The 13,056-nt window shown below is 47.4% G+C and carries 11 protein-coding genes and 1 pseudogene; 4 read left to right on the top strand and 8 right to left on the bottom strand.

The window, feature by feature from the left end; all coding sequences use genetic code 11:
* The first annotated feature begins 52 nt into the window (after positions 1–52).
* Both H503_RS0105795 and H503_RS0105790 read left to right on the top strand, forming a co-directional pair.
* Positions 53–997, top strand: a complete 945-nt coding sequence (locus H503_RS0105795) for a LysR family transcriptional regulator (RefSeq protein WP_009014942.1) — start codon at positions 53–55, stop codon at positions 995–997.
* Positions 984–2,291, top strand: coding sequence for a nickel pincer cofactor-dependent isomerase, group 22 (locus tag H503_RS0105790; RefSeq protein WP_009014943.1), 1,308 nt, complete (start codon positions 984–986; stop codon positions 2,289–2,291). Before H503_RS0105795 ends, H503_RS0105790 begins: the two co-directional genes overlap by 14 nt.
* 50 nt (positions 2,292–2,341) lie before the next feature.
* Here H503_RS0105790 and H503_RS0105785 read toward each other — a convergent pair whose 3' ends face one another.
* From H503_RS0105785 to H503_RS0105770, 4 genes are read right to left on the bottom strand one after another with little or no spacing between them, the layout of a single operon-like run.
* The gene (locus H503_RS0105785) at positions 2,342–2,722 is read right to left on the bottom strand and encodes a DUF1667 domain-containing protein (RefSeq protein WP_009014944.1); all 381 of its coding nucleotides are present in this window, start codon (positions 2,720–2,722) and stop codon (positions 2,342–2,344) included.
* The gene (locus tag H503_RS0105780) at positions 2,715–3,974 is read right to left on the bottom strand and encodes an NAD(P)/FAD-dependent oxidoreductase (protein ID WP_009014945.1); all 1,260 of its coding nucleotides are present in this window, start codon (positions 3,972–3,974) and stop codon (positions 2,715–2,717) included. Before H503_RS0105780 ends, H503_RS0105785 begins: the two co-directional genes overlap by 8 nt.
* Before the next feature lie 10 nt (positions 3,975–3,984).
* On the bottom strand, positions 3,985–5,523 hold the full coding sequence (locus tag H503_RS0105775; protein ID WP_009014946.1) for an NAD(P)/FAD-dependent oxidoreductase: 1,539 nt from the start codon (positions 5,521–5,523) through the stop codon (positions 3,985–3,987).
* A 32-nt stretch (positions 5,524–5,555) separates the two neighbouring features.
* The gene (locus H503_RS0105770; RefSeq protein ID WP_016459995.1) at positions 5,556–6,887 is read right to left on the bottom strand and encodes an SLC13 family permease; all 1,332 of its coding nucleotides are present in this window, start codon (positions 6,885–6,887) and stop codon (positions 5,556–5,558) included.
* Positions 6,888–7,086: 199 nt separating this feature from the next.
* Here H503_RS0105770 and H503_RS0105765 point away from each other — a divergent pair, with 199 nt between their 5' ends.
* Positions 7,087–7,896 carry a helix-turn-helix transcriptional regulator gene (locus H503_RS0105765; RefSeq protein WP_009014948.1) on the top strand — a complete coding sequence of 270 codons (810 nt, stop codon included), beginning with the start codon at positions 7,087–7,089 and terminating at the stop codon, positions 7,894–7,896.
* Between the two features lie 88 nt (positions 7,897–7,984).
* Here the strand turns inward: H503_RS0105765 and H503_RS0105760 are convergent, their stop codons facing one another.
* The 4 genes from H503_RS0105760 to H503_RS11885 all read right to left on the bottom strand — a co-directional run bounded on the left by H503_RS0105760 (position 7,985) and on the right by H503_RS11885 (position 12,790).
* On the bottom strand, positions 7,985–9,259 hold the full coding sequence (locus tag H503_RS0105760) for a nickel pincer cofactor-dependent isomerase, group 22 (RefSeq protein ID WP_014129047.1): 1,275 nt from the start codon (positions 9,257–9,259) through the stop codon (positions 7,985–7,987).
* Between the two features lie 248 nt (positions 9,260–9,507).
* The gene (locus H503_RS0105755; RefSeq protein WP_016459994.1) at positions 9,508–11,535 is read right to left on the bottom strand and encodes a TRAP transporter permease; all 2,028 of its coding nucleotides are present in this window, start codon (positions 11,533–11,535) and stop codon (positions 9,508–9,510) included.
* Complete coding sequence (locus H503_RS0105750; RefSeq protein ID WP_009014951.1) at positions 11,477–12,022, bottom strand: DUF1850 domain-containing protein; 546 nt, start codon at positions 12,020–12,022, stop codon at positions 11,477–11,479. Before H503_RS0105750 ends, H503_RS0105755 begins: the two co-directional genes overlap by 59 nt.
* 6 nt (positions 12,023–12,028) lie before the next feature.
* Complete coding sequence (locus H503_RS11885; RefSeq protein WP_276324356.1) at positions 12,029–12,790, bottom strand: TAXI family TRAP transporter solute-binding subunit; 762 nt, start codon at positions 12,788–12,790, stop codon at positions 12,029–12,031.
* 71 nt (positions 12,791–12,861) lie between these two features.
* Between H503_RS11885 and H503_RS12555 the strand changes: the two are divergent.
* A pseudogene (locus tag H503_RS12555) lies at positions 12,862–13,056 on the top strand (ISL3 family transposase); the annotation flags it as partial.

The following is a 13,056-nucleotide window of genomic DNA, read 5'->3' as shown; positions in this document are numbered from 1 at the left end:
TTTAGATAATATCATGATATATTATCTTTAAAATTAATTTCCAGGAGGTGCCATGGATACTGATTTGATTCGTACTTTTTTGACGCTTGCCCAATGCAACAGTTTTTCCACGGCTGCCGAAAAGCTCACCATTTCCCAATCCACGTTGAGTCATCGTCTCCATCAGCTAGAAGAAGAATTGGGAAATATCCTCGTTTGCCGCAGCCGAGGGAAACGGAATTTTCACCTTACTGAAGCAGGGTTGGAGTTTATCCCTCTTGCCGAGGATTGGATGCACCTATCCCGTTCCATCAAGGGGTTTCACCTAGGAAGACGGTCCCAGATGCTGCGTATCGGCAGTATAGAATCCATCAGCATGGTCATGAGCCCGTTTTACAAAAGACTGCTCAATGACAAAGGGGGCTCTTCCCCGCTCCACCTCTTTTACACAACAAGCCCATCCTTTAAACTCTATGATTCCCTGGAAGCCCATCAACTTGACGTGGCTCTGGTCGTAAGGAAGCGGCGCAGTCCCCTTCTTGTAACAGATCCCCTTTTTTCCGAAGAACACTATGTTGTTGGAGATTTTGGAAATCATCCCCAGCCTATTGATCCAACCACTCTCCCACCTGGTCAAGAGCTGCTTGCTGACTGGTCACCAGATTTTGAGCCCTGGCATCAAGAAGTTTTCGGTTCATCGGCAAGTCCCCTTGCCACGGTGGACACATCCCAAGCCCTGCTTTCCCTTTTGGGAAAAGAAACGTGGAGCATTATTCCAGAAGCCTTTGCCCTCTATCTCAAGGACTCTGGAATCTTGGATCGCTTAGGCCTATTTCTCTACGAACTGACTACGCCGCCACCGCGCCGCGTGACGTATAAGGTAACCCATCGGGATCTCGATCCCGTCCGTAAGGAACTGCTAACTTATTTTGAAAAAGAACTGGACCATTTTGTGTCCGCTACCGGATTTACCTTACGTGCAGGAAACACAAGGAGGAAAAATAATGGAAATTGTTAGAGGCGGTGTTGTTTCAAAACTGCTTGAAGGCGTGCCTATCCCAAAGATGTTCCGGGCAAAGCAAAGCTTTCCCCGGCCTCTCATCAAACGGGAAGATATCCCCGCTGCCGTTTGGCAAGCCATGGAAGGCGAACGTGTAGCTTCACTCATCAAACCAGGTATGAACATTGCCATCACGGCAGGCAGCCGCGGCATTGCCAATGTCGACGTCATCACTAAAGCTATTGTTGATTTCGTAAAGAAAAAGGGGGCTCATCCCTTTATCGTTCCTGCCATGGGAAGCCACGGCGGGGCGACAGCAGAAGGACAGCTCCAGATCCTTGAAGGCTACAACATTACGGAAGAAAGCATGGGTTGCCCTATCCGCTCCTCCATGGAAACCGTCCTTTTGGGAACAAGCGAGCTGGGAAAACCTGTTTACCTAGACAAGATTGCCTATCATTCCGACGGCATCATCGTCTCCTGCCGCGTAAAGCCCCACAATGCCTTTCGCGGCCCCTATGAAAGCGGGTTCTGCAAGATGATGGTTGTTGGCCTCGGCAAACAGGAAGGCGCCGAAAGCGTCCACAGCGACGGCATGGGCGTCATTGCCAAGAATCTTCCAGCAAACGCCAAAGTCATTCTCGATAAAGCCCCCATTCTCATGGGCGTCTGTACCATTGAAAATGCTTACGACGAAACAGCTAGAATTGCAGCGGTTCATCGGGATGACATCCTAACGGAGGAACCGGGGCTTCTTAAAGAAGCCTTTGGCAATATGCCCCGTCTCATCGTTGGTGAATGCGATGTACTCATCGTCGACGAGATTGGGAAGAATTACAGCGGCACCGGCGTTGACCCCAACATTACAGGAACCTTCTCCACGCCTTATGCCCATGGCGGCGTCAACGTGCAGCGGACATGTTTTCTTGATCTAACGGAAGCTTCTCATGGCAACGCCCTCGGGACGGGCCTCGCAAGCTGTATATCTAAGCGCCTCTTTGACAAGATTGACCTGCAGATGATGTATCCCAACACCATTACCAACACGGTCATCCGTTCGGCAGAGCTTCCTATCATCATGGCAACGGACAAGGAAAGCATCCAGTTCTGCATCCGCACGTTAAATGGGGTTGATAAGGTACATGCCCGTGTCATCCGGATTCCCAACAGTCTCCATATCGGAACCATCATGCTTTCCGAAGCCTATTATGCTGATGTCGCAGAAGGCAAATATGAAGGACTGGAAGCCCTAGATACGCCTGAATATATGGAATTTGACGATGAAGGCAACCTTTTGACGAAGATCATCTGATTCTACTAAAAATGGCTCTCTCCTGCATTTCTGTAGGAGAGGGCCATTTGTTATCCTTGCTTCTTTTCCACCCGCTTAGTTGCAATCACGTCAATGCCAAGCCCCAGTACATCTGGAATAAGCACACTTCCTTCTTCGACAGGAGCCTTCACCACCGTCTTCCGGATTTCTTTCATCACGGGGAAAATCATGTTTTTAGGAATCACGCCTTTAGTTCTTACACTCACGAGCGGCAATTCTCCACCTTCAACAAGGACAGAGCTAGCAATACTGCGTTTGGGGGCAATGAGCTCCTGCCGAGCATAGGTTTCCCCCCGCTTACATAGCGCCCCCTCAACGGAAAGGACCTCAATGGTTTCTGCGCTTTTTTCATAGGCGATATGCAGGTCACAGCCATTGGGGCAGACAATACAGGTTAACTCCTTATTCATCAACGCTCACCTCCAAGGACGCTGTTCCAATAATCTGGTTACTCTTAATGGGCAGTTCAATCATATTTGCCGGCAGGGCATTTTTTACAAGCTTTTGGGCAACAACATGATTCCCTTGGCGAACCGTAATTTTGGCATTTTTCTGAGGGCCCCGTACACGAAGGGAAAGGGTTACATCTTCTTTTCCTGTAAGCTTTTGAGGAACCGTGTGTCCCACATTACGGCCCGTTTTAACGTCAATGACAGCCTCATAGCGGCTTCCTTCCAGGTAGCGCTTGATTCCCCGGGCCATAGCTTCTGCTTCCAGGGAGACAAAATCAACCAAGTCATGAACATGTAGGACGTTGCCTGCGGCAAAGATTCCCGGTACGGTCGTTTCAAAGTATTCATCGACAATGGCCCCACTCGTAGCCGGGGTAAGAACAGCGCCTGCACCCAAGGTCAGTTCATTTTCCGGGATCAATCCAACAGAAAGGACAAGGGTGTCACAAGGGATTTCCTCTTCTGTTCCTTCAATCACTTGAAGCTTTTTATCCACTTTGGATACGACAACGCTCGTCACACGGTCCGTTCCCTTGATATCTGATACGGTGTATCCCAAGTGCAGGGGAATGTCATAATCGTGGAGACACTGCTCAATATTGCGGGGAAGGCCGCTCGGGATAGGGTTGATCTCGTAGACGCCGATGACATGCGCTCCTTCAAGGGTAAGGCGGCGAGCCATGATAAGGCCAATATCCCCGGACCCTAGGATCACCACTTCTTTGCCAGGCATCCGGTTTTGAAGATTGATATAGGCCTGGGCCACGCCTGCCGTAATGACACCAGCCGGGCGGGTTCCCGGAATAGCAAGGGCTCCTCTTGTCCGTTCCCGGCAGCCCATAGTGAGGACAACCGCTTTTGCTTTAGCAATGATCATGCCCGATTCATGGGCTGCCTGCACCTCATGATCAGGTGTCACGTTAATGACCGTCGTATCCGTCACATAAGGGATCTTCCGTTTTTCCACTTCCTTGATAAAACGGGCTGCATATTCAGGACCGCTTAACGATTCTCCAAACCGTGTGAGGCCAAATCCATCATGGATACACTGTTTGAGTATGCCGCCCAAGGCATGTTCCCTTTCAAGGATCAAAAGATCCGTAATTCCTTCATCATAGAGCTGGACCGCCGCTGCAAGACCAGCTGGGCCGCCGCCGACAATGACGACATCCGTATGCAGCACCTTAGCTTTTTCCGCTTTCATTTCCATCTGCTCCCTCTCATTTCCCGGCTTCATTCCGAACTGTTCCTGTAAAGATCCAGCCGCCTTCACGCTGGTAACGAAGATCTTCCGGAGAAAGCCCCAGTTCCTTTTCGATGAGTTCCGTAATCCGCGTCTGGCAATAACCGCCCTGGCATCTTCCCATCATGGATCGGGTCCGGTTCTTGATTCCCGTCACTGTATGGACTCCCAAAGGATTATGAAGAGCCGCCAAGACCTCAGCCTTGGTCACGTTTTCACAGCGGCAAAAGATCTGTCCATAGTTTGGATCTTCTCTGATCGCTTCCACCCGTTCTTCCAAGGTCATTTCAGCAAAACGCGGAATCGGTTTGCGGATTGGATCGAAAGCCGCTTTTTTCTTAATGCGGGTTCCTTCATTTTCTTCCGTACCAAGGAGAATGGCTGCCACGCGGCGAGCCAGCGGTGTTGCCGCCGTGACACCAGGAGACTCGATTCCTACAAGGCTGATGGTATGGGGGATCCCTGCATTTGTATCAATCCGGAAATCCAGAGCTTCCTTTGTTGTCGGATTACAGTTGCGCCACCGGATTCCCACAAAATTACGGATGAAATAAGGGCGCGCCATCTTGGGGAACATCTTTTTTCCATCAGTAAAAAGTTTATCCAAACTCTGCTTCTGGTTTGCATAATCCTCGGGGCCTTCCGTATCATACCAATCAGGTCCTACGAGAATATTGCCATCCACCGTAGGCGTTGCGTGCGTCACGAATCCCCCTTGGTCATTTGGAGCTGGATAGACAGGGATCTTGAGAAACTGGCCGGCCTTTTTATCAAGGACGTAATACTCTCCTTTGCATCCATACTGAGGAACATGCGGATAGCCCATCATTTGGCCGATCTTGTTGGCATAGGCACCGGCGCTGTTAATGACCCATCTTGCAAGGAAAATGGCCCGTTCTGTCGTTACCTCATACAAGTCTTCTTTCCCTGATATGGAAGGATTTCGCTTGATAAGAAGAGCCATGTCGGGTGTATCCTTAGCAATCTGCTTAATGCCCGTGACACGGGATCCGAAGTAGAAATGAACGCCATTATGGCAGGCATTTTCAGCAAGTCCAATGGTGTACTGGAAAGGATCCAAGATTCCGGAACTAGGAACATACATGGCAAAATTGCCGCCTGCGTTAGGTTCAATGCGATGCATTTCGTCAGCATCGACCATACGCATACCTTTGACGCCGTTTGCTTCCCCGTTGGCCTTAAAGCGCAGGATATTTTGGCGGTCATGTTCGGTAAATCCAACAACCAATTTTCCCGTTCTCTTAAAAGGCACACCCAGTTCGGAAGCCACTTTATCGAATTCCTGATTGCCTTCTACGGAACATTGGGCCCGCAGCGTCCCCAGTTTATACGTAAACCCACCGTGAAGCATGCCCGTGTTGCGGCTGGAGTTTCCTGTCGCCACATCCAGTTCCTTTTCAAGAACGGCTGTTTTTAGTTCATATCGGGATAGTTCCCTTGCAATGGCGCTTCCTACGACCCCTGCGCCAATGACAATGACATCGTATTGTTCCATTCTTCTTTTTCCTCCTTATTCAAGGTTCCTTTCTAAAATAGCAGGGAAGGCGCTGTTAGGCAAACCACAATCATGAATAACAACCATAAGGGCCCCCCAATTTTAACGTAATCACTAAATTTATACCCAGCGGGAAGTATCTGCATATTTACAGGCGTCCCGATTGGGGTTGCAATGGCCATATTAGACGCCACAGCAATGAGAATGATAAACGGTACAGGACTGAGCCCCATCTTGAGTGCCAAAGGAATATAAATAGGTGCAAGCATCGCCGAAACCGAAACATTCTGCATAAATAAGGTCAAGAAACTTCCTAAGACAAACATCACACAAATGACGACCGTCAAGGAAGCATTTTCACCTCCGAAAAAATCAAGGATACTACTGGCAATCAGCTCTCCTGCTCCGGTCTTTTCCAATCCCGTTCCCAAAGTGGTAATGGCGCCGACGGTCAGAAGAACACCCCAATTGAGTTCGTGCAAGGTTTTCTCAAAAGAAATCGTTTTGGTCATAAAAAGGATCGTCGCGCCAATCAGGGCAACATTTGCAATATTCAAATAGGCACTGAAGGGCCTGAAACCACAAAGGATAAATCCCACAATGCAAATTCCCAACGTAAAGACCGAGATGACCTGCTTTTTCTTAGGAACCTGAGGAATCCCGACCCCATCGAGTTCATCACAGGGCGCCGCTGCATATTGGTTTCCATCGTCAAAATGAGGGGACCCTGGCTTTAGGGTCTTTTTAGTAATGGTATACCCAATCGTTGCAAAGTAAAGGACCATGACAATATCAACGATCCACATGATGCGTGTAACATCAAAAACCCCCATTCCCATCTCATACCCTGCTGTCTGCATGAGGAAACTGTTGGCTGTATTCTGTGAAGTTGACCCAACAAGGGTCGTTGCCCCACCAACAATGCAGGCAATTCCGGCGGGCATAATGACCATCTTGGAACGGATTTTTCCTCTCGAACCAGCCGCAACCGCTGCTATGATTGGCATCCACATGGCAATGCATCCAGAATCACTCATGAAAGCAGACATGAAGGTACAGATGGTCACCACAACAACAGTAAAGATCCTTTCATTCTGCACAATCCTTAGTTTTCCAATGGCAACCCCCATCTTTTGAGCCACGCCGGTTTGAAAAATAGCGTCTCCAACAATCATCATCCCGGCAATCATACAGACAGGAGCACTGCCAAATCCCGAATAGATGGCAGATAACTTGACACTGGGGAGCATGATTCCCATTGCCAGTGAGCAAAGGACGGCCGTAACCGCCATAGGGAACGCCCTCGTGATGAATAAGACCATCGTAACTGCGACAATTACGATACATAGTGTAGTCTCGGACATATTTGCGCCTCCTTCAATATGTCTCCGTAAAAATTCAAAGGACTCGTAATATTCAGTTTTCTGCAGTTGTGATCACAATCTCCTCTTTCATCCTAGGAAATATTTAAGTTCTAGTCAATTTATATTGATTATATTGATTTAATTTGTTAATATTCACCTTAAAGGCAAGAATAAATGCAAATTAAAGAAGGCGATTTTCTTGGGTAAGCTTCCTTATTATGCCTATTTTGGATCCTCTATCGTTTATTCCGTTCCACAGCTCCATGATGAAATGGAAATTTATCTCAGTCTGAATCATAATGGCAGCTTTCTGGTCCAAGATACCCGTTATCCCCTCGAAACGGGCAGTCTGATCATCATCCGACCCTTTGAAATCCATTATTTATTCAGTTCAGTCAAGGATCATACAGATCGTTATGCTTTACGCTTTCCTGTTGGTTTCCTTGAAAAGATGTCCACACCGGAAACTAATCTAAAAAAGCTATTTGAAAATGTTCCCCACCATATCATGCTTTCTCAGCATGACCTCATTAAATTTTCGAGTCTTATGGAGGACTTGATTGCTCCTGTACGCCCCCAATTTGGGGAAGATATCTATCGCACCCTTTTGCTAGAAAAATTTCTGCTTGCTGTGGCAAGGAAACTGCACGATTGCAAGACAGACGAAACAGCCGAAATCGAAACGCGCGACCGCACCATTATGGATACCATCACCTATATTTCGGCCCATTACCTGGAGTCCATCCATCTTGACGATATCGCCACCCACCTTTATGTCAGCAAATCCCGTCTCTGCAAGATTTTCAAGGATCATACGGGGATTTCCATTGGCGACTATATGACAATGCTCCGTCTGCAAAAAGCTTGTGTCCTCTTGAAAGAAAATACCATGATGGTACGGGATGTAGCAGCTGCGGTAGGATTTAAGAGCTATCCGCATTTCATTCGAACCTTTACCAATAAAATTGGAATGTCACCGAAAAAATTTGTACGCGAATCAAAAAAGTAACAACAAAAAAGATGGAAGCAACAGCACTTCACATACTGTTGTTTCCATCTTTTTGTTATCCAATACTTTCGTGTAAAGTGACCTCTTATTATTTCCAAAAATGTTTGAGGGCACCATTACCTTCAAAAGGAACAGGGAAATAATCCCCTACCAAGGATCCTCGCTCTGGTTCGAGTTCTTTTGCAAGGGCTTTTGATACCCAGATTCGTTCGAGGTTCCCTGTATTGCGGATAATCGCCATGCGAAGATCTTCCGGGGCAATTCTTCCTGCGGCCTTGATACAGGCTTTAAAAACAAGTTCGTCCGTTTCCATCGTCGGCGGAATCATAGCCGTAAAGGGCTTCATTCCCGTCAAAGCATTAATGACCGTCATGGATTCATCAAGTTCGTCCCGAACGCGCCGGGAAATAAAGTTTCCCATGCCGATTCCATTGCCATTGCCTTCGGATTGAGGCGTAATGGAGAGAATCCCCAGCTCCGTCACATCAGGTCCAACATTGGGCCGATTATTGATGGGTCTTCCCACAATTGCAGGGTCCATCCCGGTCCCTGATATATTTTTTCCTAGCTCACAGCAAATCAGCACGTCCATCGCGTCAAAGGGAATGCGCGGGACCATTTTCTTGGCCCGTTCCAGGATTTTGGGTTCTTCTGTTGGGATTTCTTCTTTTCTGAGGGCATAGACATCAGCGAGTTCATCGTAACCATTTTCTATGACCGCAATCCCGCCAACGACTTTAGCGGTTTTAAGAGCCAGAAGCCCCACCCTTGCCATGTTATCGTTCAGATAATCCGTACCAAGGCTGTGGGTCATCGCTGCTCCTTTGTGTTTAGCCAGTCCAATAGCCATCATCTTGACAAGACCACTCTGATAGGCACCATAAATGGATGTATGAGTCTTTACCCGATTGAGCAGCAGGATGCCATCTGCCTCCGATGCAATCCGGTCCAAATAAACAGGGAGTCCCAGTTCCGTTCGGGCAATCTCAACGACATCCATACTTGAATAGATTGGAGCACCCACGGTCTCTTCCGTAATGCCAAGATTCTTTAAGACCTCAACCTGACCTTCTGCAGTGGCCCCGCCATGGCTTCCCATGGCAGGAACGATAAAGGGGACAGCCCCACATGCCTTGATATAACGGACCGCAGCCCTCATCACGGCAGGATAATCCGCAATACCGCGACTTCCACCTGTAATAGCGATTCGCATGTCTGGCCGTATGGGGAGTTTTTTCTCTTGAAGGCGCGCCAAAAGGACCTCTTCTGCCTTAGGCAGACGAGTTTTATCAAATTTCGTTTTGATTTCAATAACAGGAGGAATCCTGTATTCATCAAGCATTTTCTTTAGCGCATCCATCATATCATGACACCTCCCAAGCATTCCTTCCCCTCAAAGTATAACATAAAGAGATGACAGAATATTCTTGTATCATTCAGATTTTCTGATGAATCTTCCAAGAATTTTAAAAGAAAGCCAATAGGAATAGGCTTCTATTTCTGCATCCACAGTACTTCACTCATGCTTCCGTAAGGTCTTCCCCATTAGGTCATTGATGATATCAAAAAGACTTCCCTACGCATTTATAGGGAAGTCTTTCTCCAATCTTATCACGCAGCTGATTTCAGACCGGCTTTTTTCTTTTTCTGAATCAAAATCAGACCCACAAGCACAGCCGCACCAACGATATCGGTCTGGAAGCCCGGAATCATGAGGCACAATGCCCCAGCAAGGGCCACTACTCGAAGAGGGAGAGCAACCGGTGCATAGACGTAGCCTTCACAGGCAACTGCTAGAAGGAATACACCAAGTGCTGCCGTCGCCGTTGTCAGAAGCCCTTCTGCAAGGGTCGTATTAATGAGCATGAGCTGTGGGGACAGCACAAAGATGTACGGAATGATAAAGCCTGCAATAGCAAGACGTACGCTTGTCCACCCCGTCTTCATGGGATTGCCGCCAGAAACGCCAGCTGCCGCAAAGGCAGCCAGGGCAACAGGGGGCGTGAGGTTTGCAAACATGGCAAAGTAGAAGCTGAACATATGGGCCGATGCGTTCGGGATCCCCAGCTTAAACAGTGCCGGTGCTGCAATGGAGGACGTGATGATGTAGGACGGAATGGAAGGAAGCCCCATGCCGAGGATCATGCACGTCACCATGGTAAAGACGAGGGTAAAGAGAATGGATGTCTGGCCCAAACTGATAATGGTATTTGCCATGGTCAGGCCAAAACCAGTCTTGGAGGACACGCCAACGACAATACCGACACAAGCACAAGCCATTGCCACACTGACGGTCTGTTTAGCTCCATCGGCTAAAGCATCAACAATTTGTTTAAGGCTCATTCGCGTTGCTTTTTTCACAGCTGCAACGACAATCGTAACACCAATTGTCAGAACGGCAGCATAAACAACGGTAGAACCTGAGAAAAAGAGCATATACAGAAGGAACAGAATGGGAATAATCAAATGGCCCTGTGCTTTCAATACTTCCATAGCTTTAGGCAGTTGTGATTTAGGGACACCTACAAGCCCATCCTTAGAAGCACGCAGTTGAACCTGAATTAAAATACCCATGTAGTAAAGAAGTGCCGGAATGGCTGCCCATACAATGATTTCTGAATACTTGACACCCAAAATTTCTGCCATGATAAAGGCCGCCGCTCCCATGATTGGCGGAAGGAGCTGGCCGCCGACAGAAGCCGCGGCCGATACAGCACCAGAAAATTCGGCACTGTAACCGGTCTTTTTCATAAGCGGAATGGTAAAGGATCCCGTCGTTACAACATTTGCAACGGCACTGCCATTGATGGAACCCAAAAGACCCGCAGCGACAACAGAAACCTTGGCCGGACCGCCTTTTGTATGACCAGCGAGTGCAAGGGATATATCGTTGAAGAATTTACCCATTCCTGACTTTGTCATCACGCAGCCAAAAAGAATGAAAAGGAAGATATAGCTTGCCGAAACGTTGACCGACGTGCCATAGATACCTTCCGTGTTGGCAAAGAAATGATTCGAAAGGCTCAGCCAGTCGTATCCCCGGTGCATAAACATGCCGGGAAACTCACGGCCATATATTCCGTATAGAATGAAGCCAATACTCAAAAGAGGCAAAGCCTTCCCACTGCATCTGCGGGTCGCTTCGAGGACCAGGGCAACAAGGAGCGTAGCCATAATCATATCAGTCTGACTGGCTCGGCCAGCTCGTTCCACGACACCGAGATAATCGGTATAGATATAGATTGGAACTGCGAACGCAGCGAGCGCCAAAATCCAATCAAGAATAGAAGGTTTCGTCCGACTGGATTTCTTGCGCATCGGATACATCAAAAAACACAAGCTCGTCATCATGGCCACATGAAGACTCCGATGCACCAAAGTCACAGGAGGACCAAAGATAGCCGTATAAAGATGATAAAGCGAAACAAGGATACAAAAAATGTAAAAGAACGATTGCATGACGCCAGTAAATTTACGGGTCGCCGATTCCTTATCTACCTTTTCAATAATGGCCGTTGTTTTAGCCATCATTTCTTCGGACATATCACCGGTAATGACACCATCCTTATTAAGTGGTGCATCACTGAAAGAACTTGCCGAGGTAGGGTTGGTTGTGGATGCTTTCTTCAAATCTTCCATCAAAGAATCCCCTCTCTTCAATTACAAGAATCAATCGAGTATGTTCCGGCAGGAGTCTGCCACTGGTGATAAGCTCGTCATTGAGCTTGATTTTCCGTGTCGCGTAATGGGAGTTGATCCAGTCAATCCGTGGAAATGACTGGTCAATTTCATCCATAAAGATGTTGCCCTTCTCATCCACCCATGTTTTCTTCCCTCTATTTTCTGGGATTCCTGCCCCAAAAGCAGGAAACGAGATGGTATCAAGAATCAATGAATGGTCCGGAGCGATGTGGAAGTACTCATGCCAGTGAATATGTTCGAGTGAATGAATCCAACCAAAAAATAAACGATCCCCAGCTTTGGCAGGGAACTCAACATAGATGTGCTGGGTATCATAATTTTTGATTCTCATGACGGTTTGGCTTGCCCAATGCCACCAGGCCAAAAGTCCAATGGCAAGGGGCAGAAAGACCAAACACAAGGCAATTTTTTGTTTGCCTTTCATCCTGGATTAGAGCTTTCCTTTTTCCTTCCAGAACTTTTCAGCACCCGGATGGAGAATCAGCTGAGTTCCCTTAATGCCACGGAGGCCCGTATCCAGTTTAATTTCACGTTTTGCCGTTGCGTGGGAAGCACCGATGGTGGCAAGTCCTTTTTCAGAATAAATTCCTGTCAGAATGTCATAAACAACATCATCCGGCAGTTTCTTATCAACAAGCATAACATTCATAACAGCAGCCGTCGGCGTATCGACTTCGGTATCATAGGAAGTCTTAGGAATGCTGTATGGCATATAGAACGGGTACTTCTTAGTCAAGTTTTCAATAGCTTTCCCGTCAATAGGGATAAAGCGAATCTTTTTCATCGTACCTAGTTCTTTAATGGTTGCGTTGCCAAGACCGCTCGTTACAAAAGCAACGTCGCACTGACCGTTCTTAATCTGATCGATGGCTTCGCCATAGGACAAGTAGTCAACCTTAGCATCATCATAACTCATGCCATTGGCTTCAAAAATCATACGGGCATTTAGTTCAACGCCAGAGTTTGGGGCACCAACACCGACTCTCTTGCCTTTGATATCAGCAAAAGTCTTGATGCCCGTGTCTTCAGTCGTGACAATCTGGACAACGTTAGGCCACAGGCCCATCATAACGCGCAAATCCGGTTCCTTTTTCTTACCTTCAAAAGCGCCGAATGCTTCTTGGCATTGAATAACGGTTCTATAATAAATGTTGGGGTGAGGAAATATTCTTTCCTCACCCCATTTTTGCATAAAAAAGTGGACATAGACGGCATCCACTCTTACAATTAAATCGCCAAACCTAAATGAAAGGAAGATGGCCTATGTCCACATTTGATTATATAGCAAATTCCTTGAATGTCAAAGGTAACGTAATAAAAAAATGCATCCACAGTGAGCAACAAATTGAATTTATTATGGAACTGAATCGAGCTGTTGTCCAATGCCCTAATTGTCATGCGAAGACCGATAGAATCAAGGATTACCGTTGGCAAAGGATTGCTATCGGATCCATTTTG

The sequence above is a fragment of the Acidaminococcus intestini DSM 21505 genome, assembly GCF_000425045.1.
In the GTDB taxonomy this organism is placed as follows: domain Bacteria; phylum Bacillota; class Negativicutes; order Acidaminococcales; family Acidaminococcaceae; genus Acidaminococcus; species Acidaminococcus intestini.
Note: the sequence above shows the minus strand (reverse complement) of the source record. Positions and strands in the feature narration are given on the sequence as shown.